Origin of the sequence: Actinoplanes sp. NPDC049802 (genome assembly GCF_040656595.1) — a bacterium.
In the GTDB taxonomy this organism is placed as follows: Bacteria; Actinomycetota; Actinomycetes; order Mycobacteriales; family Micromonosporaceae; genus Actinoplanes.
In genome coordinates, this window is record NZ_JBFAMR010000075.1 from 1 (window position 1) to 25,576 (window position 25,576).

A 25,576-nucleotide genomic window follows, 5' to 3' on the forward strand; every position below is an offset into this window, starting at 1 on the left:
TCGCATGCCCTAAATAGACAGCAGCCCCGAACCGTCAGGAATCACCCAAAGTGGCGATGTGGACATGAGAGTGACCTCAACCCCGGAAGCTCAGTAGCTTCATCAGTGGCCGAGCCAACTGCCCCACCGACTAATGCCCCTGCCCGGCCGGCACCAAGCATCGCCACAGTTGCGGCAGCCGGCGCTCCACCGGTAGCTGCCGCTGCCGCAAAACAGAACGACCGTCGCTTCGCACAGAACACCAGCGCCGTCGCCGCCCCGATATTGCCTTCGTCGATCATTCCGGTCGGGTCGACCCTGCTGACCGGGTCGCATGTCGCATGGGCGTAGCGATTGCCGCGCTGCGGATCACCGATGGTGTCGAGGCTGTCTTGTCGGTTGAATCGACCGACGTTGGGGTCGTACCAACGCTTACCGAACTTGGCGAGGTCGCCGTTGACGAGTCCGGCGGCATAGCCAAGGACGGTCTGGTTCATTTCGGGGCCGTTGGCGACGGTTGCGTTGATTTTGCGGTAGGGGTCGTAGGTGCGGGTGCCGCCAGCGCTCCGTTGTCGGCGATGAGGCCGACGACGGAGCCGAGGCCGTCGAGGATGTGGAAATGGTGGCGCTCGCCGGTGTGGGCGTAGGTGCGGGCGCCGAGCGGGTCCTGCTGGTCGTCGCGTTCGATGTAGTGCCATTTACCCCGGTTGGCGGTGCGGTAAGACTGCGGGGCCGGTTGGCCGTGGGAGCCGTTGAGGCCCCACCGGGCAGCGATACTCGCAGGGCTCCTGTGCGTCAACCGTCGAATCAGGCCAGATCCTGCTCGGCGCCCGGCCGGAAGCGCACTGGATCCGGTGCGCCCGCATCCACCTGGACAGCATGGTGCCCTGCCTGCCCCAGCGTCCCGGGCTACGACGAGCGACTCCGCGCCGCCCCGCCACTGATCAGAAGGCCATCCGGGATCTGGCCCGCACGGCGGCCGTACATTCGCCGACGTCGCCGTACGCATCGCTCGGCGCCTACCAACCATGAGCGCGGCGATCTGGCACAACAAGACCGGCGCCCCGTCACCGCTCACTGATCGCCTACGGCCACTGACCGGGACTTCGGAACCACTCGTTTAGGAGAGGTCACCATCCGACCGGGGTGCCTGCTCCCAGAACCATGACGAAACACCCGCCGTAAATGATCTTTACGACGGGTGTTTTAGCAGCTAAACGCCTATGTGGGCGATACTGGGATCGAACCAGTGACCTCTCCGGTGTGAACGGAGCGCTCTCCCGCTGAGCTAATCGCCCTCAACGAGATGGAACTCTACTAGACGACGCCCGAGGGACGCGACCCAGGGGGTCACCGCCACCCCAGGAAGTCGAGCGTCCAGGTGAACAGGTTGAGGTCGAAGCTGAGCAGGACGCTGAGCCAGACCACGAAACTGATGAAGATCATGCCGACCAGGCCGATGAGCGCGCGCAGGCCGAGCGACTGCCGGCCGACCCAGTGGGTCCAGCTCTGCACGTGCCGCTTGGTGAAGGCGAGCAGCCCCTTGGCCCAGGCGAACTCGATGGCCAGGATGGCGAGCCCGAGGATCACGATCGCCCAGCCGGGACCGGGGAACGGGATCAGGACGATACCGACGGCGACCACCAGGCCACCCACGACGCCTACGCCGATCTTGAGAGCGAGCCGGCCAGTGGAGTTGGACCGGATACGGTCAAGCACACGCACGTCTGAGAACCCCGTCGTCCGGTTTTACACCCATTTCATCCCCCAGTGTCCTGAGGCCCCGTCACTACCCGGGAGGAATGGACGTTACCGGAGTAAGTCAACCGCTGGACCACTGACGCCGGGCGGAACCGAGTACATGGGCAGAACAGGACAAGATATCGCTTTGCGTCCTGCGTGGAAGGGTTTTCGGAACCATCTTCCCACTACTGGGTGAGATCAGCGTATGGCGGAGCGTAACGACAGGGATCACCTGAGTATGGGAAACGCGGGGTTCACCAGCCTCGCAGCGGTGCCGGGGGGAGTTCGTCCATGAGTACCATTCGTCCAACGACCGTCGAGGTCGAAACCTCGCTGCGGCTCGTAGCGCCAGACGCGACGGCACTGCCCGTGCGCGCCAGTCTGCGTTACGACCCAGCCGACCCGTACGCGGTCCACGTGTTGTTCCACGCAGAATCAGCCGGTGGGGAAGCCGTGAGCTGGTCCTTCGCGCGGGAACTGCTCGTGACCGGGCTCGACGAGCCGGCCGGGATCGGCGACGTCCGGGTGTGGCCGTGGGCCACGCCGCGGGGCGACTTCGTCGCTCTGGCCCTGTCGTCGCCCGACGGCAACGCGCTGTTCGAGGTGCCGCGCAGCGTCCTGGTCCGCTTCCTGCGGCGCACCTATGTGGTGGTGCCCCGCGGCCGGGAGTCCGACCATCTGGACGTCGACGCCGCGGTCAACCGACTGCTCGCGGGCCGATAAAGCGGCACGAAGGCGACCCGCGTGGACACTGCCGGTCCGCGCGGGTCGTCCTTTATCCGATAAATTAATGGATCTCCGAAAAGAAATCGGAATCGGACGTATAGCGAATACCGAGCCGGAAAAGGGACATAAACCCCAGTCGGTGCGCTAGTGGATGCGCGGGCACGCATCGACGACTACCGTCAGGCGCGATGCCAGCACTCATTCATCACACCGAGCCTGCGCCGACCTGTCTTCCACCGGACTGGTCGGGTATCGGCGGCTGCGCCCTGCCGGTGACCGCCGGCGCCGCCACCGGCCTGCTGAAGTGTCACGCCCTCGTCCTCACCACGACCGGCCCGCTGCTCGCCGAGATCGATTTCGCCGAGCATCTGTGCGGCCCCGGCACCCTGCTCTGGATCCGTCCGGGGCAGGCCGCCCGCTTCTCGCTGCCCGGAGACGGCGACGATCCGATGACGATCGTCTTCCGGCCAGGCCTGTTCGGCCCGGAGGAACTGCCCGGGCTGAGTCCCGACGATCCACCCGGCCCGGCCCGGGAGCCGCTCACCCCACCCGGCCCGGCCGTCTTCCGGGACGTCTTCGCCCACCTGGCCACCGACTCGGCCGGCCCACCCGGCCCGGTCGCCGCGGCGCTGCTGCGGCACGAGCTGGCCGCCCTGCTGCTGCGGATCGCCACCCTCGATCCCGGCTCGGACCTGCGGGCACACGTCGAGAGCCGGACGTTCGAACGGTTCCGGCGGCGTCTCGAGGAACGCTACCCGCACACCCGCCGGGTCGAGGACTACGCCGCCGAACTGGGCTGCTCGGTGCGTACCCTGACCCGGGCCAGCCTGGCGCTCACCGGGCGGACCGCGAAGCAGGTGGTCGACGACCGGGTCGCCCTGCAGGCCCGGCGGATGCTCGCGGCGACCTCGATGTCCGTCGCCGAGGTGGGCCGGAGCCTGGGCTTCGGCGAGCCGACCAACTTCGGTCGCTTCTTCCACCGGGAGACCGGTCTGAGCCCCGGACAGTTCCGTGGCCGGTTCACCACCGACCAGCCGGCCGCCATTCCGGGCCCGAGGCCACCGGCCGATTGACCCTAATTCCCACAAACCCCTGGGGTATGTGCATCCGGGATGAACGGCCGGGGCATGATAGTCAGGTGCAGATCTCCGCGCGCGGTGACTACGCGGTGCGGGCCGCCCTCAGTTTGGCGCAGGCCTACCCCGCACTGATGTCAGCCCAGGCCATTGCCCAAGACCAGAGCATGCCACGCAAGTTCCTCGAGGCGGTCCTCGCCGACCTGCGCCGCGCCGGTGTGGTGCGGGCGCAGCGCGGCGCCGAGGGCGGTTACACGCTGTCGCACCCTCCGCGGGACGTGACCATCGGTCAGATCCTGCGGGCGGTCGACGGTCCGCTCGCCGGCGTGCGTGGCCTGCGCCCGGAGGAGACCCAGTACACGGGCGCCGCGGAGAACCTGCCGAACCTGTGGGTGGCGGTCCGCGCGGCGGTCCGTGAGGTGGTCGACGAGGTGAGCCTCGCCGAGTTGATCAGCGGCCGGATGCCGGCCCATGTGCGGAAGCTGACCACCCGCCCGGACGCCTGGCAGCCACGCTGACGTTTGTGAATCCGGCCGATCGGGAACCGATGCGCCATCAGAAGGGAGCACTTTGATGGGCATCGTCTACCGCAGCCGGAAGAAGATCGGTCCGCTGGTCCTGAATTTCACCGAGAACGGCTACTCGTCCTGGAGCCTCAAGATCGGGCGCTGGTCGTGGAACTCGAGGACCCGGGCGCACCGCGTCGACCTGCCGGGCCCGCTGTCCTGGAAGCAGGACAAGAGCCGCGCCCGTTAGGCGCTGTCGCGGGGACCACGCCGCGGTTTCGGGTGATCCACCGGCCAGGCCCTAAACCCGGATCACCACGTCGCCGCCGAGCCGTCCGTGCGCGGGGTCGCGGGTGACCGTGCCCGCGTCGACCATCGTGTGCAACGCCCGGGTCGCGTCGGCGGCCCGGTAGACGGTCTCGGTCAGGGCGAAGGTGCGCAACTCGGTCACCGTCGCCCGGCCGACCTCGGACAGGTGGGCCAGCAGTTCACGCCGAAGTGGACCGGGGTCGGGCCGCAGCGCGATGTCGATCAGGTGACGCTCCGGATCGGCGGGATCGCGCAGGCGTACCCCCGCGAACTCGTCGACCGCCCAGAGCGCCTCCTTGAAGCTCTCCAGACTCCGGCCCGAGGTGGTGGCGAAGGCCACCACCTCGCCGGGCTCCGGCCCGGTGGCCAGCTCAGCCGCCGTGACCAGCGGAAACCCCAGGCCCCGATAGGGGTCGACGGAGCTGCCCGGCGGCAGTGCCAGCAGCACCTCGGCAGGCCTGCCGGCCGCGATCGCGCCGACGGTGGTCACCGCGGGCGGTTCGCCCACGGCCGTCGCGTCGAGAAACCCCATCATCGGTACGCGTGACGCGCCGGCCGCACGCAAGGCCACCGCGAGCCGCTCGTCCGTCCCGCCGCCCACCGGCAGCACCGTGAGCCCGGCCCCCGCGCCGGCGTCCCGTTGTGCCGCGGCGAGCCGCTCCCCCACCCCGGCGACGTCGGCCCCCACCGCCACCATGGACAGTTCGCGTCCGCGGGCGAGGCCGGGCAGGTCGGCCAGGACCCGGACCGCCGCCTCGGCCGCGGCGCCACCGTCCGCGTCGGCGTAACCGTGCACATAGGTCGCCCGGCGGGCGTGATGAAGCGCACCGGCGGCCCAGGCCTGCAGGTGACGGACGAGGAGTTCGCGGGTGACGGCGCCGATCGGGGACATACCGCGTTTCTACCCTGTCCGGTTGGCAACCGGAAACTTGTACACAGGGTGTTCGAGTGAGCACTATGGGATACATGGCCCCTCCGCTCGCCGAACTGACCGCCCGGGCGCAGACACTCACGTCCGCCGGCGACCTCGTGGGCGCCCGGGCCGTCCTCGACGACGTCCTCCGCGGCGCCGACGCCGATCCCCGCCGCGCCACCGCCGACCTGGCGGTGGCCGCCGCCCTGCACGCCCGCGTCCTGATCGCCCTCGGCGACCCCGAGTCGGCCCGGCTGTGGTCCGCTTTCGCGCACTCCGCCGAGGAGCGGCTGCACGGTCCCCGCGACGAGCGCACCATCGCGGCCGCCGCCATGCACGCCGCCGTGCTCCACCGGATCGGCCAGTACGGCCGGGCCGCCTCCGTCTACCACGACCTGATCGGCGAACTGGCCCTGATGGACGGTCCGGACTCGCCCCGGGTGCTGGCCGCCGAGGCCGACCTGGCCACCGCCGAGCACGCCGCCGGCCACTGCGGCACGGCCCGCGCCCGGCTGGCCCGCGCCTGGCGGCGGCACAGCCGGGTGCACGGCGACGCGACCCCGGCCGGCATCAAGATGCTCGCCCGGCTCGGCGCCATGGAGCGCGAGTGCGGCCGCGACCAGGCGGCCCGCGAGCACCTGGAGCTCGCCGGCCGGCTGGCCACCCGCTGTCTGCCCGCCGACCACCCACTGGCCCGGCAGGCGACCGCGCTGGTCAGCGGCACGGCATCCGGCCGGCACACCTGCGGCGCCCGGGACACCAGCGGCGGCCGCCCGTTCAAGCCGTTCCCGCGCCGTCCCACGGTGCCCGACACCACCGGAAAACGGCCGTCGGTGTTCCCGGCGGAGGCGCCCGGCCAGCCGCCGCCCGACGACCGGCCGACCGACCCGAACGGGACCGTCTACCCGGTCCCCGCCGACGAGCTCTACGACGACATGCCGGCGGCCGACAACCGGGAGACCGACCCCAACGGCACCCTCTACCAGCAGCCGCTCTACCTCAGCGACCTGCACCGGCTGCCCGGCGACCCGACCGGCCGGCACGCCCGCGCCGACACACCTCCGCCGCTGCCCGGCAACCGCGCCCCCGACTACGGCGAGGACGGCCGGCCCCTGCCGATCGGCACCGCGCCGACCGGCACCCGCAGCGATCCGCCGAACTCGCGTCGCCTCCCGGTCCGCGCCGACCGACCGGACGGCTCCCGCGTCGCTCACCCGCTGCTGCTCGCCACCCTGCTCGCCGGCGGGGTGGCCGCGGCCGCCGCCGTGGTCATCCTGACCCTCCCCGGAGCCGACGGCGCCACCCGGCCGGCCGCCCAGCCGCCCGTCACACCGTCCGGCGCCGCCGGAAACCCGCTCGCCGCCGCCTCCGATCCCGGCGCCCCGCAGAACGTTCGGTTGCGTGACAACGGCGACAGCGTCGCCCTCCAATGGGTCTACCCTCGCGACGCCCGGGGCACGGTGCTGATCACCGGCGGGCGGGCCGGCCAGCCCCCCGTCAAGATCGCGGATCTGCCGGCCGGTGCCGCCGACTACGTCGTCTACAGCCTCGACGAGAAGCTGAACTACTGCTTCACCCTCGCAGCGGGCGATGCCTCCGCCGCACCGGTCTGCACCCGCCGTTGACGTCCGCAACCGTTCAGCAACCGGCCGGGCCCCACTCTGCCACCGTGACACCGGACCGTAGGGCATCACGGCGACCGACCCGCCCACCCACAGGAAGTAGGGACGATGACGACGGAAACGGTGAGCCGCGTCCCCACCGGGTCCCATCATGAGGTCGACGCCCTCGAATCCGCAGCGGCGGAACTCGAGAGCCGGCCACCGTCCCAGTTCCGTACGGTCTGGACGCCCGCCATCGAGCTGCTGAAGAGAGCCACCGAGGCGGGCGCCGAGGAGGTGGCCCAGCGCGCCGTCCTGCTCCAGGCCGGAGTGCTGCTCCGGGAGGGACGGACCGGCGAGGGCGGGCAGATGGCGCTGCAGGTCCGGGAGTGGGCCGAGCAGCACGAGGCGCGGTACCTTCTGGCCCGCGCACACCGGGAACTGTCGGTGTTCTACCGGCACGTGGGCGACTACTCGGACGGCCTCACCCACGCCGTGCAGAGTGTCGCCTTCCTCACCGACGACGTGCCGCCCGAGATACGCGCCCGGCACCTCATGACGCTCGCCGTCTCCCTCGACGACACCGGCGCGCACGCCGACGGCAGGCGCCGCTCCGACGAGGCCCTCGCCCTGTCCGCCGCGGCCGGTGACCACGAGATGATGCTGTCGCTGCTCAACAACATGGCGTACACCGCGGTCGAGACCGGCGACGAGCCGGAGGCCCGGAAGCTCGTCGCGCGGATGCGGGAGATCCAGGCCCGCGTCGGATACCAATTCACCGCCAACGAGCTCGACACCATGGCCCAGGTCGAGCTGATGGGCGGCCGCTACACCGCCATCGAGGAACTGCTCTCCCCCGTGCTTGCCGACCTGGTCGCCGCCACCGAGGGCGACGCGGTCGCCGAGTGCCAGCTCACCCTGGCCCAGGCCCGCCGCCTGGCCGGGCGGTACGACGACGCCCAGGCCGCGCTGGACGCCACCCGCCGGCTCTGCGCCGACCGCGGCCTCGCGGCCATCGGCGCCCGGGCACGGCAGGAACAGGCCGCCCTCTTCGCCGACACCGGGCGGTACGCCGAGGCGTACGAGGAGCATCGCGCCTTCCACGCCGAGGCCACCGCGCTCCAGTCCGTGCAGCGCCACGCCCGGGCGCAGGCCCTCCAGGCCGTCTTCGAGGCCACCGAGGCCCGCCGGGCGAGCGAGCACTTCCGTGAGATGGCCCACCGGGACGCCCTGACCGGCCTCCACAACCGTCGTTACGTCGACGAGCGGGTGCCCGCCCTGCTGCTGGAGGCGGCCGCCCGGCACCGCCCGCTCTCCCTGGCGATCGTCGACCTGGACCACTTCAAACGGGTCAACGACACCCTCTCGCACACCACCGGCGACACGGTCCTGCAGCATGTGGCCGAACTGCTCGAGGAAGCCGCCCCCGGCTCGGCCGTGGCCGCCCGGATGGGGGGCGAGGAGTTCCTGCTGGTGCTGCCCGGCGTCGACGCCGAAGAGGCCGCGACCCGCTGCGAACGCCTCCGCCTCCGCATCCGGGCCCACGGCTGGGAACCGATCACCGGCACCCTCCAGGTCACCACGAGCATCGGCGTCACCACCACCACCGACGGACGCGGCACCTACTCGGCGTTGCTCTCCACCGCCGACCGCAACCTCTACACCGCCAAACGAAACGGCCGCGACCGCGTCGTGACGGGCTGACCGGGCGCCGGCCTCTCAACCCCGTTCCCGGTACGAGCGAGCCATACGGCAGTCTCGGCGCGGTCGGGCGCGAACCCCACACGCGGGTCGCCGACACACTGCCGGAGGTCTGAACTCCACTCCGGCTGGCCTGAGCGCTCCCTCACGCCCCACTGAAACGGCACCAGCAACCACCCTGGCTGTTCGAGGAGAAGCGCGCGAGCATCCTCGGCCCTCACGCCCGACTGAAACGGCACCAGCAACCAGCCGAGGGCCTCCGGTCGGCCATTAGTGCTGCCTCGCGTCAGCGACGCCTTCGTGTTGATCATTTGGAGGCCCTGGGAGGGACAACGGCGTGTAACGCCTGAAACCACCCCCCACAACCGTTCGGGGAGGCAGAAATGTCAGGGGGTGCTGACATCATCGGGGCATGCTCGACGACACGCCGATCGTCTTCCCCGCACCGACCACTCCAGTTTCGGGGCGGCCGGAGGTCTTCGTCCGCTATCTGGACTATTTTCGCGAGAGCCTGCTGGCCAAGGCTTCCGCGCTGTCCGAGGGTGAGCTGCGGTCCAGCCGCCTGCCAAGCGGGTGGACGCCATTGGAGTTGGTGAAGCATCTGCGTTTCGTCGAGCTTCGCTGGATCGAGTGGGGCTTCCAGGGCCGCGATGTCGGCGATCCGTGGGGCGACCGTCGCGACGACCGCTGGCATGTCGACCCGTCCGAGACCCTGGCCGGCCTGGCGTCCGCGCTACGTGCGCAGGGCGAGCACACCGCTGCCGTGATCACCGGCAGCGACCTGGCAGCGGTCGGCCGTCCGGGCCCACGATGGGACGGTGCCGACCCAGCCAGCCTGGAGCGGGTCCTCTTCCACCTGCTCCAGGAGTATGCCCGCCACCTGGGTCACCTCGACATCGTCACCGAGCTGGCCGGTGGCCCCTCCGGCGAGTAATCGCCCAGCCCGGCACGCTCCTGGAAGGAGACAGTGCCACGTCGGCGAGGTCGACCGCACACGGGCCTGGCCGAGAGGGAGAACATCCACATGTGCCAGCGGGCCCGGCCGCAACGGACAACACCACGCCACACCCGTAGGCCCGGCCGCAACGGACAACACCGGGCCACGCCGGTAGGCCGGGATTTGGAGAAGAACGCGGGTCGGGGCGCGGCCGTGGAGGCGAGCCTCAAAGGTCGAATTCGGCCTGGACCGGGTAGTGGTCGGAGGCCTGGTCGGTGAGGTCGTCCCGGATCACCCGGACGCGGCGGGCGCGAGCGGCCAGTGGTGGGCTGGCCAGGAGGTAGTCGAGGCGGACGGCGCCGAACTCGCGGCCGGCGTAGCCGGTGGGGACGGTTCGGCCGTCGCCGTCTCCCACGGTGAGGGCGAGGTCGGTGAAGCCCTCCTCGCGGAAGGCGGCGAGTGCCCTCGTGTCGGGGCGGCCGTCGGGGTCGAGATGCCGCCTGCGGTAGAGGGACGGCTGGGCGGCGAGCGCGGCCGTGTGATCTCCGTCGGGGTCAAGGCCGTTCATGTCGCCGGCGATGAGGGCCAGGCCGTCCGGGGTGGCGTAGCGGGCGGCCAGCCAGCGGGCCTCACGCATCCGGCGGTAGGGGGAGAACGGGTTGAGGTGGGCGCTGACCACGGTGAGCGGGCCGGCCTCGGTGGGGACCACCGCCACCGCGGCGGCATGGTGCAGGCGCCAGCTGATCCGGGTGCGCCGGGCGATCCACAGTGGCTCGCGGACCAGGACGGCGACCGGTTGAGCGAGGGCGGAGGGTGCCAGGTGGGCGGTCATGTCCAGGGTGGCGGCGAGGTCTTTCAGTTTGCGTCCGCCGTACCGGTGAAAGCCTTGAAGCTCCTGAAGGGTGAGCACGTCGGGGCGCTGCCGGCCGATCACCTTGATGATCGCCGGCAGGCGGTCGCCGCCGCCGTTCTTGATGTTCCAGGTCATCACTCGCATCCGGCAGCCTCCAGACAACGACCGCGGGCGGTCCAGAGCATCACTCGCATCCGGCTGCCTTCGGACCGCAGCCGCGGGCGGTTCGGGTCGTCGCTGTCATCCGATGGTCTCCAAGCGGCGGCCGCGGGTGACCTGGGCGGCCTCCTCGGCGGCTTCGGTGGCGGTCTCGGCGTGCGCGTTGGGCCGGATCGTCCACCACAGTACGCCGATCCAGGTGGCGGTGAGCAGGGCGGCGCCGAGGAAGTCGGTGGGATGGTGCATGCCGCGGTACATGCGGGAGAGCGCCACACCGAGCGGCATGATCACCGCGAGGGCGGGGAAGATCCACCGCCACGGCCGGCGGACCCGGGCCATCACGATGATCGCGATGGCGGCCCAGAGGCACATGGTCGCGGCGATGTGCCCGGACGGGAAGGACGAGGTCGGCATCTGGCCGTCGAGTTGTTCGACGGGCGGGCGGGGGCGGTCGACCGCGGCGGCCGAGCAGAGGAAGAGGGTCAGCTCGCCGATCATGGTGAGGGCCAGGAAGAGCACCGGCCGCCACTGCCGCCAGAGGGCCAGCGCGAGCGGGCAGAAGATCAGCGAGATGATCAGGATGGCATGTGTGTCGCCGGCTTTGCTCCACAGCCAGCTCACGTGGTCCCGGGTGGGGGTGCGGAAGCTCTGGAGCCATTCCGGGAAGGCTTCGTCGAAACCGGGCGTCCAGCGGGTGAAGCTGTAACCGACCAGGTAGAGCAGGCCGAAAACGAAGACCCAGCCGACCAGGATCTCGGCGCCCTTGGCCCAGGGGTGCGGCAGGACGGCGCCTTCGGCGGGGGCGGGACGCAGGTCGGGGCCGGATTCGGGTTCCAGGCCGTCGGTGAGCGGCGGGGTGGGATGGCCGGCCTCGCGGCGCCAGATGCGGAAGGCGTAGGCGGTCACGCTGATCCACGCGAGCCCGAGCAGCCAGCCGCCGAGCACATCGGAGAGGAAGTGCACGCCGAGAGCGATGCGGGTGAAGCCGATCGCGGCGACGAGCACGGCGGCGAGGCCGATGAACCAGGGCCGCCACCGGCGTCGCACGGCGGGCAGGAAGACCAGCACGATCATGCCGTAGACGACCATCGAGCCGAGGGCGTGCCCGCTGGGGAAGCTGTTGCCGGGTGCGGAGGCGACCGGCGCCTCGACGACCGGGCGCAGCCGGCCGATCAGCGACTTCAGCGACGGGTCGAGGATCAGCGCGCCGGCGCCGGTGACGAGCAGGTAGATCGCCGGGCGGGGGCGGCGGCGGATCAGCAGCAGCGTGGCCGTGAGCGCGACGAGCGGCAGCAGCACGCCGCGCCCGCCGAACGAGGAGATCTGTCTGAGGACCGCGACGACGGCGTCCGAAGCGGACGCCCAACGGTTCAGACCGTCGGCGAGGGAGCGGTCCAGGTCCTGCAGCGGCTGCCAGTGGAATCGCACCAGCAGCAGGAGGAGGACGCCGAAGGTGAGGCCGATCACGGCCACCACGAGCAGGCCCAGGACGCTGCGCTCGGCGAAGTGGCGAACCGGCGCCCAGCCGGCGCGTTCCACCACACGGTTGTCATCGGTCACAACGGGCTCCAACAGATCGGGGGTGCGCCGTTCCTTACCCGGACGGCTCGGCCGTCACACCGGGCTCCCGCTGGGCGGGCACCTGCCCGGTGGCGGGGAAGTCGGCGACCGGGTCCTCGGTCTCGGGTTCCCACCGGTCCTCGAGGGCGGGCCGGTCCACCCCGACCCGGCGGGCCTCCAGTTGGGCGGCGAAGGCGAGCCCGAGGAAGATGGCGATGCCGGTGAGGTTGGCCCACAGCAGCAGCGCCATGATCGCCGTCAGTGGGCCGTAGGTGGCGCCGAACCCGTCGCTGATCCGGATGTAGCCGGCCAGCAGCAGGCTCGCGAGCCACCACAGGACGGTCGAGACGACGGCGCCGAACAGCAGCCAGGACAGGGCCGGCTGGTTGCGGCGTACCGAATGGCGGAAGAGCAGGCCGACGGCGAAGACGATGAGCAGCAGGCTGAGCGGCCAGCGGATCACGTCCCACGCCACCCGGGGGCCGTGGGCCAGCCCGAAGTGCCGTTCCGCCGACTCGCCGGCCGCCCGCCCGGCCACCAGCAGCAGGAATCCGAAGAGGGCGGGCAAGCCCGCGATCATGGCGAGGATCGCGGCCCGCAGGTATTTGAACAGGGCAGGCCGGTCGCGTTCCACCCCGTAGATGCGGTTGGCGCCACGCTCGATCTGGGCCATGGCGCTGGTCAGCGCGAACAGGCCGGTGATCATGCCGAGGGCGAGGGCCAGCTCGCCGGCCTCCTCGGTGCGGTCGTCGTCCATCAGCAGTTCGGTGACCAGCGGTTCGCTGGCGCCCGGGGTCAGGGCGATGACCGTGTCCGCGACGACCTGGCCGCCGTCCTCGACGCCGAGGTCGGTGGCGAGCCCGGAGAGGGCGATGAGGAACGGAACGATGGCGAGGCACAGCTGGAAGGCGAACGCCCGGGAGTGGCTGAACCCGTCGCCGTACCGGAATCGGACGAACGCGTCGTGCAGCAGCGGCCAGCGACCGTAGTGCCGCAGCGCCAGGAACGCGTCGTCGGCCGACAGTTTGTCGCCCGGCATCATCCGGGTCTCCGGTACGGGTTCGGTGCTGCTCAAGCCTTCTCCTCCGCCGCGTCCCGCACCGGCTGGGCACGGCGCGCGGCCGCGCTCGCGTCGTACGCCAGGTCCGGGTCGGCGTCCGGCTGGGGCACGCACAGCAGCAGTGCCTTGGGCCGGACGTGAATCTTCATGACCTTGCCGGGTGCGATGTTGTCACCGTCGAGTTGGCGCGCCTGTGCCCGGTTGCTGTAGATCTCAACCCGCTGTGCGGTATAGGTCTCCATGAGCGGCACCCGCTCCCGCCGGCTGAGCACCGCCCAGGCGAGCGCCGCCCAGTGGGCCAGGTTGGTGGGGCTGAGGATGGCCACGTTGAGTCTGCCGTCGTCCGGTTCGGCCTTGCTGAGCAGCCGCACCCCGCCCTGGAGCCGGCCCACGTTGCCGACGATCACGGCGGCCGGGCGGCGGGGCATGGGCGGGCCGCCGTCCAGCCGGATCCGGGCCCGCATCGGCCGGTCCAGCAGGTGTTTGGCGCCGCCGCCGATGTAGGCCAGCCAGCCGATCCACTTCTTCGCCTTCTCCGAGGTGTCCTCGAGCATCTGCGCGTCGAAGCCCATCCCGGCCATCACCACGAAGCACCGGTCGTCGATGACCCCGACGTCGATGCGCCGCCGGCCGCCCTCGAGGGCAACCTCCAGTCCGGTGGCCGGGTCGGTGCCGAGTCCCAGGTTGGCGGCGAGCAGGTTGCCGGTGCCGGCGGGCAGCACGGCCAGGGCGACGTCGGTGCCGGCCAGGGCGGTGACGACGGCGGTGACGGTGCCGTCGCCGCCGCACGCGAAGATCAGCTCGGCGCCGTCGGCGACGGCGCGTTTCGCCTGGCCACGGCCGGGGTCTTCGGGGGTCGTCTCATACCAGGTCGGTTCGGGCCAGCCGGCCCGGCGCAGGCCCTCGTGGAGCGTACGCCGGAGGTGATCGGGATCGGCCACCTTGGTGGGGTTCACCACGACTGCGGATCGGGGTCCAGTCACGTCGCTCAGTGTGCCGGAGTCATGTCACAGAGGCGACTCGGCGGCCACCCGCGGCCGCTGAAGGGCACACTGCACGGGTGACCGAACTGACCTACCCGCATGTCGGGTTCACCCGTACCGGGCGGCTGCCGTCCGGTTACCGGCATCTGCGCTACCGGACCCGGATCGGGACCGGGGAGGAGACGCTGCGCCGGGCCGGTGAGGCGATCCTGAGTTTCCGTATGCACCGGGCCATCGGGACGCGGATCACGGCGGACGCGGGCCGGGCCGCCCCCGGGGTGCTGCTGACGGTGGGGATCGGACCGTTGCGGGCGCCGTGCGAGGTGGTCTGGACGGTGGAGGAGGGCGACCGGATCGGGTTCGCCTACGGCACCCGGCCGGGGCATCCGGCGACCGGTGAGGAGGCGTTCGTGGCCGAGCGGGACGAACACGACCGGGTGTGGTTCACGGTCACCGCGTTCTCCCGGCCGGCGGGCACGTTCATGCGGATGTCGGGGCCGTTCGCGGTGGGGTTTCAGCACCTCTACGCGCGGCTGTGCGGCTGGGCGGTGCGCCGCCTGTCCTGAGCGTGTGGGGTTGGGGTGCGAATCGCACCCGAAACCCACACGCCGGAACCCGACTGAGCGGCCGACGATCCGCCACCTCACCTGAGCGTGCGGGATTCGGGCGCGAATCGCACCCCAACCCCACACGCCGGAACCCGACCGGGCGGGCGGCGATCCGCCACCTCACCAGAGCGTGTGGGATTCGGGCGCGAATCGCACCCGAAACCCACACGCTGGAATTGGGTACCGTGGGGCGGTGAGCGCGACCGAGGTCACCTGGTGGGGGCACAGCACGGTGTGGCTCGCCGACTCCGGCACGACCCTGCTGACCGATCCGGTGCTCACCGGCCGTCTCGCCCATCTGCGGCGGATGGCCGGTCCCTCGCCTCGGCTGCCCGGCCCGCCGGACGCGGTGCTGCTGTCCCACCTGCACGCTGATCATTTTCATGTCGGGTCGCTCCGGGCCGTACCGGGGAAGCCGCTGTTGATCGTGCCGCGCGGGGCCGCCGCCTTCACGGCGAGGGCGATGGGCAGAGAGGCCGGGGATCGGTGTGTGGAGCTGGCGCCCGGTGAGGAGACCGTGGTCGGCGGGGTGCGGGTGCGGGCGGTTCCGGCCCGTCACGACGGCGCCCGCGGCCCGTGGTCGAGGGACCGGGCGATCGCGATCGGTTTCGTCGTGGAGGGCGCCGCCCGGACGTGGTTCGCGGGCGACACCGGCCTGTTCGACGGCATGCACGAGCTGGGCCCGCTGGATCTGGCGCTGATCCCGGTCGGCGGCTGGGGTCCGACGCTGGGCGCGCACGGGCATCTGGACGCGGTCGACGGCGCCGAGGCGCTGCGCCGGGTGAAGGCGTCGTGGGCGGTGCCGGTGCACTACGGCACGCTGTGGCCGATCGGGATGGGGCGGGTGCGGCGGCACATGTTCGACGAGCCGGGTGACCGGTTCGCCGAGCACGCCGCGAGGGTGGCTCCGGACAGCCGGGTCCGGGTGCTGGCCCACGGGGAGAGGCTCAGCCTGGAGCCGGCCGCGTGATCGCCACCCTGGGGGCGCTCGGCTGGTTGTTCCTGGTGGTCTGTTTCGGGGCGATCGTGCCGGTGGTGCCGACCGGGGCGGCGGTCAGCGGCGCGGCCGCCCTCGCCTTCCACGAGCATCCGCCGACCATCGGGTTGGTGATCGCGGCGGGTGCGGCCGGCGCCTACGCGGGCGACCTGGTGATGTATGGGATGTGCCGGTTCGGCGGCGAGCAGCTGGCCCGCCGTCTGCGCTGGCTGAACGACGAGGAGCGGCTCGGTACGGTCAAGGACCGGCTCAAGCGCAAGCAGGTCCCGGTGCTGCTGGTGTCCCGGCTGATCCCGGGCGGGCGGGTGCCGGTGCTGCTGGCGGCCGCGTTCGTGGGCCTGTCGTGGCGTACCTTCGTGATCGCCAACGTGCCGGCCTGCGCGCTGTGGTCGCTGGTCTACGCCGCGATCGGCCTGGCCGGCGGGTCGGTCTTCCCGGAGCCGTGGCAGGGTGTGGTCGCCGCGGTCGTGGTGATCCTGGTGGTGAACCAGTCGATCACCTGGATCTCGCGGTGGCGTGCCGTCAGTACTTCAAATGCGCCCGAGTGAGCTTGCCGACCTTCTCCACGAGGGCTATCCCGGCCTCCCTGGTCTTGTTGGTGTGTGACAGCACCGCGATCGACACGTCCGTCTCGTCGCCGGTGACCTGACCGACCGTGTTGACGATCCACAGATTGCTCTCGGTGGAGCGCTGCAGCCAGCCGTTCTTGACGGTGGCCTCCTCGCCGGTCTTCGCCACCGCGGGCACGCCCCAGTCCTGGTCGGGGGCGACCGTGCTCATCAGCTTGTGCGCGTAGGTGCGGGAGGCCTCGGACAGTTCGCTTCCGTCGTCGACGAGCTGGTCGAGCAGCTTCAGCTGGTCCTTGACGGTGGTCCTGGTGAGGCCCCACGAGCTGTTGACCTTGGTCTGGGTGAGGCCGAGCCGCTTGTTGCAGGCGGTCAGCCCGCTGTAGCGGCCGATCTTGCCGAACAGCGAGGTGGTGGAGTCGTTGTCGCTGTACCGGATCATCTTGTCGGCCAGCGACTTCTCGGCGCCGGTCAGTCTCCGGCCGTCGTCCTGGGCGGTGAGCAGCAGGCAGGCGAGCACCTGGACCTTCACCACGCTGGCGGTCTCGTACTTCTCGTCGCCGCGGTACGCGTACGTCTCCCCGGTCTTGCGGTCGAGGACGGCCACCGAGAACTCCGGTCTGCCGGACGCGTACTTCTTGAGGGCCGCGTCGAGGGCCTTGACCCGTTTGGCCCGTTCGATGGCGGCCAGTTCCTCGGGGGTGGGCCCGGTCGGTGTCGGTGACGCCGTGGGCGCCTCCCGGAAGGAGCCGGCGAGTGGGCCGGTGCCGCCTTCGCCGCCCAGCAGGCCCTTCGCCACCAGGACGGAACCTCCCAGGATGCCGGCGGCGGCCACCATCAGAATGAGATTTCGGGTACGTCGCACCCATGCATACTGCCGTGCCCACGGCTCCGGTTGCTCACCGGAATCCTGTGGATTCCCGACTTTCGACGCTCGGCAGCCATATCGGCACAGCCCGTCACGGTTCGGGACGTGCGTACGCGGCGCACAATGGGGGCCATGTCCTCTCTCGTGTCCACCGTTCTCCAGGCGACCGTGGCAGCCGCCGGCAAAGTGATCGAGACGGCGGCCACAGCCGCGACGGTCCCGGTGCGGGCGATCGCTCTGATCGGCCAGACCGAATTGCTGATCAACCGGGTCACCCTGGCCGTCGCCCAGGCCGAGGACCTGATCAAGCGGGTGAACACGGTGGCCGTCGCTGCCGAGCAGACCGCTGCCGAGGCGCGGGCGGTCACCACGGCCGCGGCGCTGGCCGTGGACGAGGTGGTGACGATCGTGACGAGTGCCGGCGACGTGATCCGGCGGGTGTCGGTGACCGCGGAGGCGGCGGGTGTGGTGGTCGGCGACGCGGCGACGGCTGTGGGCGAGGTCACCGCCATCGCGACGCGGGCGAAGGGTGTGGCCGGTGAGGTGGAGGTGCTCGTCGGCGACTACTCCCCCACGTTGCGTGAGGCCGCTCCGCTGGCCGCCCGGTTCGTCTCCGAGCTCACCCCGGCCGAGGTGACCGCCGCGATCCGGATGATCGACGAGTTGCCGGCCCTGCAGCGGCACCTGGTCCACGACGTGATGCCGCTGCTCAGCAAGCTGGATCAGGTCGGCCCCGACCTGCACAAGCTGCTCGAGGTGACCGAGGATCTGCACCTCGCCATCGCCGGTCTGCCCGGCTTGCGGATGCTGCGCCGCCGCGGCGAGGAGCGGGTCCACGACGCCTAGGCACAAGACACCCGCCCCCGATCGAGTGATCGGGGGCGGGTGTCTTGCCGGGCCCGGCCCTGTTCGGAGAGCGAACGGTGTGGTCGCCTCGCACCGGGCCGCGGGATCAGTAGACCGAGACCCCGTAGGCGTTGAGCGCCTCGACGACCGGCTGGAAGTAGGTCACGCCACCGGTGCTGCAGTTTCCGCTGCCGCCGGAGGTGAGGCCGAGGGCGGTGGAGCCGGCGTAGAGCGAGCCGCCGCTGTCTCCCGGCTGCGCGCAGACGGTGGTGCGGATCAGGCCGGACACCGAGCCCTCGGCGTAGTTCACCGTGCTGTTGAGCGCGGTGACCCGGCCGGAGCGGGTGCCGGTGGTGGAGCCGCGACGGTAGACGGTGGCGCCGACGGCCGGGGTGCCGGCCGAGGTGATGTCGATCGAGGTGCCGACGCCGCCGGTCTTGGTGACGGTGGTGTTGGTGTAGCGGACGATGCCGTAGTCGTTGCCGGGGAAGCTGCTGCCGGCGGTGGTGCCGAGCGTCACCGAGCCGTTGTTCCAGGACGACGATCCGCGGGTGCAGTGGCCGGCGGTGAGGAAGTAGTACGTGCCGGCGCTGTTGCGCACGTTGAAGCCGAGCGAGCAGCGGCCGCCGCCGGAGTAGATGGCGTCGCCACCGGAGATCTTGATGCTCATCCGGCCCGGGACGGACTCGATGCGGGCGGCGTCGCCGAGTTTGGCGACGGTGGCCTTGACGGCGGCCAGTTTGGCGCCGGTGACCGATTCGTCGACGCTGACGACGACCTGGTTGCTGACCGGGTCGACGGCGAACGCGGTGCCGGGGGTCTTGAGGTTGACCTTCAGGCTCTCGTCGGCGGCGGCCAGGGTGGCGCCGCTGCGGGCCACGTAACGGGCGGTGGCGCCGGCGGCGGTCACCTCGGCGGCGGTCGCCGAGTCGGTCACGTTGACCACGAGTCTGCCGGCGGAATCGAGGTAGGAGCCGGCGTCGCGGGCGCCCAGACGGGTGTCGAGGGTCGCGGCGAGGGCGGAAGGGGCGAAGGACGGGTCACCGGCGAGCGGAGCGGCCGTCGCGGGTGAGGCGGCGAGTCCACTGGCGACGAGGATGCCCGCGGCCAGGCCGACGATCGGCCGGCGCAGCGTGGGGTTGAGCACGGTTCCTCCCTGGGGGAACGGGGGTGGCACGCCGGTCCGGCGCGCCCGTGCTCGCAAGTATTTAAATGGATCTATTTATTAGCAAGACATGTGAACGATCACCGATTGCCGGTCAACAGCACTCTGAACAGGGAAGACACGGACGTCATACCGCGGGCCTATAACCCGTTCGGGATGAATGCCGTTGACCGGCACGGCGCCTACATCGACTCACGGCGTCACTCGTGCTCGACGACGGTGATCCCGGCGCCGTCGGCGAGGCGGTAGCCCAGGCCGTACACCGTCGTGATCAGCTCCGGATCGTCCAGCTTGGTGCGCAGGCGGCTGACGTGCACGTCGACCGTGCGGTGGGTGGTGTGCCGGTGCCCCCAGACGTGGGTGAGCAACTGGGCGCGGCTGAACACCTGGCGAGGGTGCCGGGCCAGGAAGAGCAGCAGGTCGTACTCCAGGCGGCTGAGCTCGAGCAGCCGGCCGCCACGGAACGCGGTGCGGGCCTGCGGGTCGAGCCGGATGCCACCGGTGGCCACGGCCGGCTCGCCGGCCTCCACGGCGGAGGCCACGTGCACCAGCTCGCGCAGGGCGGCGAGCACCCGCTCCCGGCCGTCGGCGCCACCCGTGACGCTGATCGTCACGGTCACCGGCTCGTCGGCGCCCGTCTCCGGCGGCGGGTCGGGCACGGGACGGAGCAGGACCGGGCGGGAGTACGCGGGATGCGGATGCGCGACGGCGAGAACGGACATGACGGTCTCCTCCTCAGGGGAGCGCCTCCCGGTTCCGGGCGGCGCAGGCTAAGAATACATGTCCCATCTATTAGATAGGCATTGCGATTCTTTCCTACTTCACCCCTAGGATATGGGGACCATGCGCCGAGGAGGACCCATGACCGCCCGCACCCTCGTGGAAGCCGATCTCTTCCGAACCCTGCTCCGCCGCCACGCCGCGGCGGTCGTCGTCGTCACCGCCCCGGGAGCGCCGCCGGCCGGGTTCACCGCAACCTCCTTCACCTCGGTGTCGTTGAATCCGCCGTTGGTGTCGTTCTGCCTGGCCCACACCGCGTCGGCGTGGCCGGCGGTCTCCACGGCCGAGCTGGTCGCGGTCCACGTGCTCACCCAGGAGCAGGAGCACGTGGCACGCGTCTTCTCGGCCCGCGGGATCGACCGGTTCGCCGCGCACGGCGACTGGCAGACCGGCCCCGGCGGCGTCCCCCTCCTGGGTGGCGTGCTGGCCCGCCTGGTGTGCCGCGTGCAACGCCGGGTAACGGCCGGCGACCACACGATCGTGCTGGCCTCCCCGGAGACCGGCGTGGTCCACGACGACCACGCGGCCACACCGCTGGTCTACCACGACGGCTCCTACGCCCAACTTCACCGGGCCGCCTGAGACGCGGACCCGGACCCTTCGCAGAGAGGCGCACCGACATGACGGGAATCGTGGTGATCTCCGGGAACCCGCGGGCCGGGTCCCGGACGTCCACACTGGCCGGCGCGGTCGGCGAGGCGATCGCCGACCAGCTCGGATCACCCCAGCCGCACGTGATCGAGACGGGCTCGCTCGGTGCCGGCCTGCTCACCCCGGACGACGAGGCCACCGGGGCCGCCCTCGCGGTGATCGCCGAGGCGAACCTGCTGGTCGTCGCGACGCCCACCTACAAGGGCAGCTACACCGGGGTGCTCAAGGTGCTGCTCGACCAACTGCCGGCACAGGCGCTGGCCGGCAAGCTGAGCGTCCCGGTGGTGACCGCGGGCGCCGCCACGCAGGCCGCCGCCGCCGAAGGACTGCTGCGGCAACTGCTGGTCGAACTCGGCGCCATCGTGGTCCGCCCCGGGCTGCCGGTGCTGGAGGCGGACCTGCCGGACTCCACCGTGATCGCTCAGAAGTACGCGGCCGCGCTGGACTGGTGAGCCGCCACCGGGACGACGACCCGCGCGGTGACCGACTGCGGCACGTAGTCGGTGAAACGGACCGTCACGACGTGCTCGCCCGCCACCTCGGGTACGCCGGAGAGCACGCCGTCGGCGGAGAGGCCGAGCCCGGCCGGCAACTCGCCCCCGGCCAGGCTCCAGGCGCCCCGGCGCGCGCCGGCCAGGGTGAGCCGGGCGGAGTAGGCGACGCCCACCTCGGCGTCGCCGGTACGCCCGGTGGCGATCACCGGGACCGCGGGCGGCGGTGGGACGTGGAGCAGCCGGTTCGGGGACCCGGCCCGGTCCGTGATCCGGCCCGTGGTGGCGTCGGCGATCAGCCGCGCCTGCACCCGTGCCGGGGTGAGCGCCGGGTCCGCGTCGAGCAGCAGCGCGGCGGCGCCGGCCACGTGCGGGGACGCCATCGACGTGCCGCTGTACCGGTCTGTCGCGGTGTCGCCGCCCGCGGTGGCGGAGAGGATGTTCACGCCCGGCGCGAACAGGTCCACCCCCTTGCCGAAGTTGGAGAACGACGCGCGGCGGTCCCGGACGTCGGAGGCGGCCACGGTGACCGCCTGGGTCACACGGGCGGGACTGACCCGCGACACGTCGGCGTCCTCGTTGCCGCCGGCCACCACGTACGTGACACCCGACGCGATCGAGTCCCGCACCGCCGCGTCCAGTGACGGACTGTGCCCGCCGCCGAGGCTCATGTTGGCCACCGCCGGGCGCACGGCGTTCGCGGTCACCCAGCCGACGCCGTCGATGATGTCCGACAGGTAGCCCTCGCCACGGCAGTTCAGCACCCGTACGGCCACCAGGCTCACCTTCTTGGCGACGCCGTACCGGGTGCCGCCGATGGTGCCGGCCACATGGGTGCCGTGGCCGTTGCAGTCGCTCGCGGTGGCGTCGTCGCCCACGAAGTCGTGCCCGTACGCCGCCCGCCCACCGAACTCCTGGTGACTGATCCGGATGCCGGTGTCGATCACGTACGCGTGCACCGAGTCCCCGTCGGCGGACGGCAGGTAGCTCCCGGAGAGTGTGGCGCCGCGCTGGTCCACCCGGTCGAGTCCCCACGCCGGGTCGGTCGGCTTCCCGGCGAGACTCATGATCCGGTCCGGTTCGACGTGCCGGACGGCCGGGTCGGCGGCCAGCTCGCGGGCCTGGGCCGCGGTCATCTCGGCGACGAAGCCGGGGATCGTGCGGAAGTCACGCAGCCGCCGGCCGACGTCGAGCCGGTGCCCGCCGGTTTTCAGGGTGACGATGTAGCGGCCCTGGGCGGACGCCGCCTGCGCCGGCGCCGCGAGGGCGGAGGCGGCGAGCGCCGCGGTGAGCATCGTGCCGAGGGTCCACTTACGCATGCCCCGGTGATCGGTCGGCGGCCCGCCCGGTTGAGGGATCAGAGGCGGTGCGCGAGCAGGGCCAGGCGCACCCGGTTCGGGCTGCCGGTCTTGGTCATCAGCGCGGTGATGTGGGTCTTCACCGTGGTCACCCCGATGTGCATGCGCTCGGCGATCTCGGTGTTGCTCAGGCCCTCGCCGACCAGGCCGAGCACCTCCTCCTCGCGGGCGGTCAGCCCGGCGGGCCGGCGGCGCGGCGCCTCCGGGCGGGCGTCGACCGCGCGCCGCACCAGCCGGCGCAGCACGTCGGAGCTGAACGGGCTCTCCCCGGCGGCCGCCTGCCGGATCCCGTTCAGCAGTTCGTCCGGCGGGGCGTCCTTGAGCAGGAAGCCGCACGCGCCGGCCTGCAACGCCGGGTAGAGGTGGTCGTCGTCGCCGAAGGTGGTGAGCACCAGCACCCGGGCCGCCGGCCGGGCGCCGATGATGCGGCTGGTGGCGGTGATCCCGTCGACGCCGGGCATCCGCAGGTCCATGACGATCACGTCGGGCCGCAGGTGGGCGGCTTGCTCGACCGCCTGACGGCCGTCGCCGGCCTCCCCGACCACCTCCATGCCGTCCGCCGCGTCGCACAGCATTCGCAGCCCGGCGCGTACGAGCTGCTGGTCGTCCACGAGCAACACCCGGATCATGACGCCTCCCCGGGAAGGACCGTACCGACCCGCCAGCCGGGGCCGGACGGCCCGGCCGTCAGCACGCCGCCGAGCACCTCGACGCGCTCCCGCATCCCGGTCAGCCCGTGCCCTCCGCCGGGCGGCGTGTCCGGCCGGGCGGTCCGGGCGCCGCCGTCGTCGGTGACCTCCCAGTCCACGTCGGCGCCGGACAGCGACACCCGCAGCCGGGCGGTGGCGGACGGGCCGGCGTGCTTGGCGACGTTGGTCAGCGCCTCCTGGGTGAGCCGCAGCACGGCGAGCCCGCGCACCGCGTCCAGGCCGCCGACGGCCGGGTCGATCTCCGCCTCCACGATCACCCCGGCCCGGCGGGCCGTCTCCACGGCGCCGTCCAGTGCGGCGGGCAGGGCGGACGGATCTATTGCGGTCAGGGCGGCGTCGCCGCGTACGCCATCGGGGTCCCGCAGCACCGCGACCAGCCGCCGCAGGTCCGCCAAGGCCGCCGTCCCGGTCCGATGGACGTCGTCGAAGACGGCGGCCGTCTCCGGGCCGATCCCGGGCAGCACGTGCCGGGCCACCCCGACCCGCAGCACCATCGACGCCACGTGGTGGGCGACCACGTCGTGCAGCTCGCGGGCGATGGCGCTGCGCTCGTCGGCGCGGGCGGCCCGCTGCTCGGACTCGGCCCGGCGCATGGCCTGCACGGCCAACTGCTGGTTGGTCCGCCCGACGGTGCCGAGCAGCACCGGCAGGCCCAGGTTGGTGCTCAGCCCGACGATCGCCTCGGTGACCGTGTCGCCCGACCCGGGCAGCCCGAAGCCCAGGTAGACGATGGAGACCGCGCCGGCGCCGGCCCAGACCCAGGCGAACCGGGGCGCCCAGAAGGCCAGCTCGCCGAGCGCCCACGCGGTGCCGATCTGGTTGATCGTCGAATCCTCGAGAACGCTCAGCGCCACCGCGAACAGGACGCTCTGGACCGCCAGGTTGACCGGCTGCCGGTTGTGCAGCAGCAGGCCGGACCCGAACGCGGCGACCGCGAGCGCCCACTGCGGACCGGTCGGCGGGTGACCCGTCTCGTAGGCCACCAGCAGGTAGGCGACGCCGCTGAGCTCCAGCAGGATCATCCGCGGCAGCGTGTCACGGACATTGAGGAGACGACCCGCCCAGCCCATGCCGGTCAGCTTAGGGCCCGCTCCGGCCAGCGGGGGCGCACCGCCAGGTAGGCGGCCAGCCCGAGCGGCCCGAGCATGATGGTGAGCAGCAGGACCGGCGCCATCACGAGCGCGGGCACGCCGCGTTCCCGGCTGTCCAGGTAGGACCATCGGCCGACGAACAGGTCGAAGGCGATCATGTGGGCCCAGCCCGCCGCCGCGCCGTCCGCGGAGCCGAGCAGCTCGCGAACCCCGCCCAGGGTGGGGTCGCTGACGCCCGCCCACACCTCGCCGAAGCTCGGCACCACCAGCACCGCGTAGATCACCACGATCGGCAGCACGATCAGCGGGCTCGACACGATCCGGTGCGTCCACGACCAGCGCGGCAGCAGGACCATCAGCGCCCAGAACGGCGCGGCCAGCAGAAACGTCAGGTCGAACAGCAGCTCGGTCACGTCGTCCTCTTGACGGTGGCGATGCTCGCGACGGTGGTCACCGCCACGAGGGCGGCCAGCGCGGCCAGGGTGATCCCGTCCGGTCGCAGCAGCGGTTGCGCCCGCAGCGCCTGCCAGGTCAACAACAGCACGAGTACGGCGTACGCGCACCCCAGGATCAGCATGAGACGCGCCCGCACCCGCGGCAGCCAGCCGGTCCACCGCCCCATCGCGTAGGCGAGCAGCGGCAGCGCCTGGAGGGCGTGCAGCCCGACGAAGTGACTGATCCGCAGGTCGCCGCCGGTGGTGCTCCAGCCGGTGATCGGCATGCCGGGCCCACCGTCCGCGACACCGACCGAGTGTGCGCCGACCGTGCCGGCGTCGGTCACCTGCGCGGTCATCAGGAAGGCGAGCCCCATGCCGAGCAGCGAGATCGCCAGCCCGAGCCGGATCGCGTAGGCGGCCACCCGGTCCGGGATCCGCTGCCGCAGCGTCGCCACCCCGATCACGAGCTGGGCGAAGAACAGCACCATGATCGAGGTGCCCATCGCCGACCAGAGGATCGCGTCGAGCGGTGTGGCCACGTTGTAGTGGCTGGTCGTGCCGCGGGCCACCTGGGTCACGATGATCGCCAGTTCCACGACGGCGACGCCGACGATGATGATCCCGGACCATTCGGCGGGCCGGCTGCGCCGTGGCAGGAGCGCCAGCATCCAGGCCAGCGTCCAGGAGTAGACGGCGAACGAGACGGCGAACTTGAACGGCTTGAGCCAGATCGGCACGCCGGTGAGGATCCGGTCGTCGGCGACGATACCGACGGCGGCGACGACGGCCAGCACCGCGGAGGCCGCGGTGAGCCAGAGCAGAGGCCGGTTCCAGCGGACCCGGCCGCGCGGGGCCGCCACGCGGCCGGTGGTGTACGTATCGACGGTGGTCATGCATTCAGG

General features: G+C 71.7%; 28 protein-coding genes and 1 tRNA gene. 13 read left to right on the forward strand and 16 right to left on the reverse strand.

What is annotated here, in order from left to right:
* Nucleotides 1-41: 41 nt before the first annotated feature.
* From AB0I88_RS33705 to AB0I88_RS33715, 3 genes are all read right to left on the reverse strand, one after another.
* Nucleotides 42-476, reverse strand: a complete 435-nt coding sequence (locus AB0I88_RS33705) for an RHS repeat-associated core domain-containing protein (RefSeq protein WP_361034101.1) — start codon at nt 474-476, stop codon at nt 42-44.
* 729 nt (nt 477-1,205) lie between these two features.
* Nucleotides 1,206-1,277, reverse strand: a tRNA-Val gene (locus AB0I88_RS33710).
* Between the two features lie 52 nt (nt 1,278-1,329).
* Nucleotides 1,330-1,704 carry a TIGR02611 family protein gene (locus AB0I88_RS33715; protein ID WP_361034104.1) on the reverse strand — a complete coding sequence of 125 codons (375 nt, stop codon included), beginning with the start codon at nt 1,702-1,704 and terminating at the stop codon, nt 1,330-1,332.
* A gap of 309 nt (nt 1,705-2,013) precedes the next feature.
* Here AB0I88_RS33715 and AB0I88_RS33720 point away from each other — a divergent pair, with 309 nt between their 5' ends.
* The 4 genes from AB0I88_RS33720 (at nt 2,014) to AB0I88_RS33735 (ending at nt 4,280) form a co-directional block, all read left to right on the forward strand.
* Complete coding sequence (locus AB0I88_RS33720; RefSeq protein ID WP_014446635.1) at nt 2,014-2,445, forward strand: SsgA family sporulation/cell division regulator; 432 nt, start codon at nt 2,014-2,016, stop codon at nt 2,443-2,445.
* A gap of 191 nt (nt 2,446-2,636) precedes the next feature.
* The gene (locus AB0I88_RS33725) at nt 2,637-3,521 is read left to right on the forward strand and encodes an AraC family transcriptional regulator (RefSeq protein WP_361034107.1); all 885 of its coding nucleotides are present in this window, start codon (nt 2,637-2,639) and stop codon (nt 3,519-3,521) included.
* A gap of 65 nt (nt 3,522-3,586) precedes the next feature.
* Entirely contained in the window at nt 3,587-4,042 is a 456-nt protein-coding gene (locus AB0I88_RS33730) for an Rrf2 family transcriptional regulator (protein ID WP_361034110.1), read from the forward strand.
* 55 nt (nt 4,043-4,097) lie between these two features.
* Nucleotides 4,098-4,280: a DUF4236 domain-containing protein gene (locus AB0I88_RS33735; RefSeq protein WP_361034113.1), complete on the forward strand. Its 183-nt coding sequence runs from the start codon at nt 4,098-4,100 to the stop codon at nt 4,278-4,280.
* Between the two features lie 51 nt (nt 4,281-4,331).
* Here AB0I88_RS33735 and AB0I88_RS33740 read toward each other — a convergent pair whose 3' ends face one another.
* The gene (locus AB0I88_RS33740) at nt 4,332-5,231 is read right to left on the reverse strand and encodes a hypothetical protein (protein ID WP_361034116.1); all 900 of its coding nucleotides are present in this window, start codon (nt 5,229-5,231) and stop codon (nt 4,332-4,334) included.
* Nucleotides 5,232-5,296: 65 nt separating this feature from the next.
* Here AB0I88_RS33740 and AB0I88_RS33745 point away from each other — a divergent pair, with 65 nt between their 5' ends.
* The 3 genes from AB0I88_RS33745 (at nt 5,297) to AB0I88_RS33755 (ending at nt 9,488) form a co-directional block, all read left to right on the forward strand.
* The gene (locus AB0I88_RS33745) at nt 5,297-6,877 is read left to right on the forward strand and encodes a fibronectin type III domain-containing protein (RefSeq protein WP_361034207.1); all 1,581 of its coding nucleotides are present in this window, start codon (nt 5,297-5,299) and stop codon (nt 6,875-6,877) included.
* A 105-nt stretch (nt 6,878-6,982) separates the two neighbouring features.
* The gene (locus AB0I88_RS33750) at nt 6,983-8,557 is read left to right on the forward strand and encodes a GGDEF domain-containing protein (protein ID WP_361034119.1); all 1,575 of its coding nucleotides are present in this window, start codon (nt 6,983-6,985) and stop codon (nt 8,555-8,557) included.
* Between the two features lie 409 nt (nt 8,558-8,966).
* On the forward strand, nt 8,967-9,488 hold the full coding sequence (locus AB0I88_RS33755) for a DUF664 domain-containing protein (protein ID WP_361034122.1): 522 nt from the start codon (nt 8,967-8,969) through the stop codon (nt 9,486-9,488).
* A gap of 229 nt (nt 9,489-9,717) precedes the next feature.
* Here the strand turns inward: AB0I88_RS33755 and AB0I88_RS33760 are convergent, their stop codons facing one another.
* The 4 genes from AB0I88_RS33760 to AB0I88_RS33775 form a co-directional block, all read right to left on the reverse strand.
* Nucleotides 9,718-10,488: an endonuclease/exonuclease/phosphatase family protein gene (locus AB0I88_RS33760; RefSeq protein WP_361034125.1), complete on the reverse strand. Its 771-nt coding sequence runs from the start codon at nt 10,486-10,488 to the stop codon at nt 9,718-9,720.
* A 96-nt stretch (nt 10,489-10,584) separates the two neighbouring features.
* The gene (locus tag AB0I88_RS33765; protein ID WP_361034128.1) at nt 10,585-12,063 is read right to left on the reverse strand and encodes a phosphatase PAP2 family protein; all 1,479 of its coding nucleotides are present in this window, start codon (nt 12,061-12,063) and stop codon (nt 10,585-10,587) included.
* Between the two features lie 34 nt (nt 12,064-12,097).
* On the reverse strand, nt 12,098-13,138 hold the full coding sequence (locus AB0I88_RS33770; RefSeq protein WP_361034131.1) for a YihY/virulence factor BrkB family protein: 1,041 nt from the start codon (nt 13,136-13,138) through the stop codon (nt 12,098-12,100).
* Complete coding sequence (locus AB0I88_RS33775) at nt 13,135-14,106, reverse strand: diacylglycerol kinase family protein (RefSeq protein ID WP_361034134.1); 972 nt, start codon at nt 14,104-14,106, stop codon at nt 13,135-13,137. The genes AB0I88_RS33770 and AB0I88_RS33775 overlap by 4 nt, the downstream gene beginning before the upstream one ends.
* 77 nt (nt 14,107-14,183) lie before the next feature.
* Here AB0I88_RS33775 and AB0I88_RS33780 point away from each other — a divergent pair, with 77 nt between their 5' ends.
* The 3 genes from AB0I88_RS33780 to AB0I88_RS33790 all read left to right on the forward strand — a co-directional run bounded on the left by AB0I88_RS33780 (nt 14,184) and on the right by AB0I88_RS33790 (nt 16,259).
* Nucleotides 14,184-14,672 carry a DUF1990 domain-containing protein gene (locus tag AB0I88_RS33780; protein ID WP_361034137.1) on the forward strand — a complete coding sequence of 163 codons (489 nt, stop codon included), beginning with the start codon at nt 14,184-14,186 and terminating at the stop codon, nt 14,670-14,672.
* Between the two features lie 235 nt (nt 14,673-14,907).
* Entirely contained in the window at nt 14,908-15,684 is a 777-nt protein-coding gene (locus AB0I88_RS33785) for an MBL fold metallo-hydrolase (RefSeq protein WP_361034140.1), read from the forward strand.
* The gene (locus AB0I88_RS33790; protein WP_361034143.1) at nt 15,681-16,259 is read left to right on the forward strand and encodes a VTT domain-containing protein; all 579 of its coding nucleotides are present in this window, start codon (nt 15,681-15,683) and stop codon (nt 16,257-16,259) included. The genes AB0I88_RS33785 and AB0I88_RS33790 overlap by 4 nt, the downstream gene beginning before the upstream one ends.
* Here the strand turns inward: AB0I88_RS33790 and AB0I88_RS33795 are convergent.
* Nucleotides 16,234-17,142 carry a serine hydrolase gene (locus tag AB0I88_RS33795; RefSeq protein ID WP_361034146.1) on the reverse strand — a complete coding sequence of 303 codons (909 nt, stop codon included), beginning with the start codon at nt 17,140-17,142 and terminating at the stop codon, nt 16,234-16,236. The two genes, AB0I88_RS33790 and AB0I88_RS33795, sit on opposite strands and share 26 nt — an antisense overlap.
* A gap of 135 nt (nt 17,143-17,277) precedes the next feature.
* Between AB0I88_RS33795 and AB0I88_RS33800 the strand changes: the two genes are divergently transcribed.
* Nucleotides 17,278-17,991, forward strand: a complete 714-nt coding sequence (locus AB0I88_RS33800) for a hypothetical protein (protein WP_361034149.1) — start codon at nt 17,278-17,280, stop codon at nt 17,989-17,991.
* Nucleotides 17,992-18,097: 106 nt separating this feature from the next.
* Here the strand turns inward: AB0I88_RS33800 and AB0I88_RS33805 are convergent, their stop codons facing one another.
* Both AB0I88_RS33805 and AB0I88_RS33810 read right to left on the reverse strand, forming a co-directional pair.
* Nucleotides 18,098-19,138 (reverse strand): S1 family peptidase, encoded by a 1,041-nt coding sequence (locus tag AB0I88_RS33805; RefSeq protein WP_361034152.1) that lies wholly within the window; start codon nt 19,136-19,138, stop codon nt 18,098-18,100.
* A gap of 218 nt (nt 19,139-19,356) precedes the next feature.
* The gene (locus AB0I88_RS33810; RefSeq protein ID WP_361034155.1) at nt 19,357-19,878 is read right to left on the reverse strand and encodes a winged helix-turn-helix domain-containing protein; all 522 of its coding nucleotides are present in this window, start codon (nt 19,876-19,878) and stop codon (nt 19,357-19,359) included.
* A 139-nt stretch (nt 19,879-20,017) separates the two neighbouring features.
* On the opposite strand from AB0I88_RS33810, the gene AB0I88_RS33815 reads away from it, so the two are divergent.
* The gene (locus AB0I88_RS33815; protein ID WP_361034158.1) at nt 20,018-20,518 is read left to right on the forward strand and encodes a flavin reductase family protein; all 501 of its coding nucleotides are present in this window, start codon (nt 20,018-20,020) and stop codon (nt 20,516-20,518) included.
* A gap of 38 nt (nt 20,519-20,556) precedes the next feature.
* Nucleotides 20,557-21,039, forward strand: coding sequence for an NAD(P)H-dependent oxidoreductase (locus AB0I88_RS33820; protein ID WP_361034161.1), 483 nt, complete (start codon nt 20,557-20,559; stop codon nt 21,037-21,039).
* On the opposite strand, the gene AB0I88_RS33825 is transcribed toward AB0I88_RS33820, so the two are convergent.
* From AB0I88_RS33825 to AB0I88_RS33845, 5 genes are read right to left on the reverse strand one after another with little or no spacing between them, the layout of a single operon-like run.
* The gene (locus AB0I88_RS33825) at nt 21,009-22,397 is read right to left on the reverse strand and encodes a S8 family serine peptidase (RefSeq protein ID WP_361034164.1); all 1,389 of its coding nucleotides are present in this window, start codon (nt 22,395-22,397) and stop codon (nt 21,009-21,011) included. The two genes, AB0I88_RS33820 and AB0I88_RS33825, sit on opposite strands and share 31 nt — an antisense overlap.
* 38 nt (nt 22,398-22,435) lie before the next feature.
* Nucleotides 22,436-23,065: a response regulator transcription factor gene (locus AB0I88_RS33830; protein ID WP_361034167.1), complete on the reverse strand. Its 630-nt coding sequence runs from the start codon at nt 23,063-23,065 to the stop codon at nt 22,436-22,438.
* On the reverse strand, nt 23,062-24,216 hold the full coding sequence (locus AB0I88_RS33835; protein WP_361034170.1) for a histidine kinase: 1,155 nt from the start codon (nt 24,214-24,216) through the stop codon (nt 23,062-23,064). Before AB0I88_RS33835 ends, AB0I88_RS33830 begins: the two co-directional genes overlap by 4 nt.
* A gap of 5 nt (nt 24,217-24,221) precedes the next feature.
* On the reverse strand, nt 24,222-24,650 hold the full coding sequence (locus tag AB0I88_RS33840) for an ABA4-like family protein (RefSeq protein WP_361034173.1): 429 nt from the start codon (nt 24,648-24,650) through the stop codon (nt 24,222-24,224).
* A complete protein-coding gene (locus AB0I88_RS33845) occupies nt 24,647-25,567 on the reverse strand; it encodes a hypothetical protein (protein ID WP_361034176.1) in 921 nt (306 codons plus the stop codon). Before AB0I88_RS33845 ends, AB0I88_RS33840 begins: the two co-directional genes overlap by 4 nt.
* Between the last annotated feature and the right edge of the window lie 9 nt (nt 25,568-25,576).

What these genes read in the sequence shown, in the direction of transcription:
- AB0I88_RS33705 (WP_361034101.1), bottom strand. Translation starts at nt 476, where the DNA reads ATGAACCAGACCGTCCTTGGCTATGCCGCCGGACTCGTCAACGGCGAC.
- AB0I88_RS33720 (WP_014446635.1), top strand. Translation starts at nt 2,014, where the DNA reads ATGAGTACCATTCGTCCAACGACCGTCGAGGTCGAAACCTCGCTGCGG.
- AB0I88_RS33725 (WP_361034107.1), top strand. Translation starts at nt 2,637, where the DNA reads ATGCCAGCACTCATTCATCACACCGAGCCTGCGCCGACCTGTCTTCCA.
- AB0I88_RS33735 (WP_361034113.1), top strand. Translation starts at nt 4,098, where the DNA reads ATGGGCATCGTCTACCGCAGCCGGAAGAAGATCGGTCCGCTGGTCCTG.
- AB0I88_RS33740 (WP_361034116.1), bottom strand. Translation starts at nt 5,231, where the DNA reads ATGTCCCCGATCGGCGCCGTCACCCGCGAACTCCTCGTCCGTCACCTG.
- AB0I88_RS33745 (WP_361034207.1), top strand. Translation starts at nt 5,297, where the DNA reads ATGGGATACATGGCCCCTCCGCTCGCCGAACTGACCGCCCGGGCGCAG.
- AB0I88_RS33750 (WP_361034119.1), top strand. Translation starts at nt 6,983, where the DNA reads ATGACGACGGAAACGGTGAGCCGCGTCCCCACCGGGTCCCATCATGAG.
- AB0I88_RS33755 (WP_361034122.1), top strand. Translation starts at nt 8,967, where the DNA reads ATGCTCGACGACACGCCGATCGTCTTCCCCGCACCGACCACTCCAGTT.
- AB0I88_RS33760 (WP_361034125.1), bottom strand. Translation starts at nt 10,488, where the DNA reads ATGCGAGTGATGACCTGGAACATCAAGAACGGCGGCGGCGACCGCCTG.
- AB0I88_RS33800 (WP_361034149.1), top strand. Translation starts at nt 17,278, where the DNA reads ATGTCCTCTCTCGTGTCCACCGTTCTCCAGGCGACCGTGGCAGCCGCC.
- AB0I88_RS33810 (WP_361034155.1), bottom strand. Translation starts at nt 19,878, where the DNA reads ATGTCCGTTCTCGCCGTCGCGCATCCGCATCCCGCGTACTCCCGCCCG.
- AB0I88_RS33815 (WP_361034158.1), top strand. Translation starts at nt 20,018, where the DNA reads ATGACCGCCCGCACCCTCGTGGAAGCCGATCTCTTCCGAACCCTGCTC.
- AB0I88_RS33820 (WP_361034161.1), top strand. Translation starts at nt 20,557, where the DNA reads ATGACGGGAATCGTGGTGATCTCCGGGAACCCGCGGGCCGGGTCCCGG.
- AB0I88_RS33825 (WP_361034164.1), bottom strand. Translation starts at nt 22,397, where the DNA reads ATGCGTAAGTGGACCCTCGGCACGATGCTCACCGCGGCGCTCGCCGCC.
- AB0I88_RS33830 (WP_361034167.1), bottom strand. Translation starts at nt 23,065, where the DNA reads ATGATCCGGGTGTTGCTCGTGGACGACCAGCAGCTCGTACGCGCCGGG.
- AB0I88_RS33835 (WP_361034170.1), bottom strand. Translation starts at nt 24,216, where the DNA reads ATGGGCTGGGCGGGTCGTCTCCTCAATGTCCGTGACACGCTGCCGCGG.
- AB0I88_RS33845 (WP_361034176.1), bottom strand. Translation starts at nt 25,567, where the DNA reads ATGACCACCGTCGATACGTACACCACCGGCCGCGTGGCGGCCCCGCGC.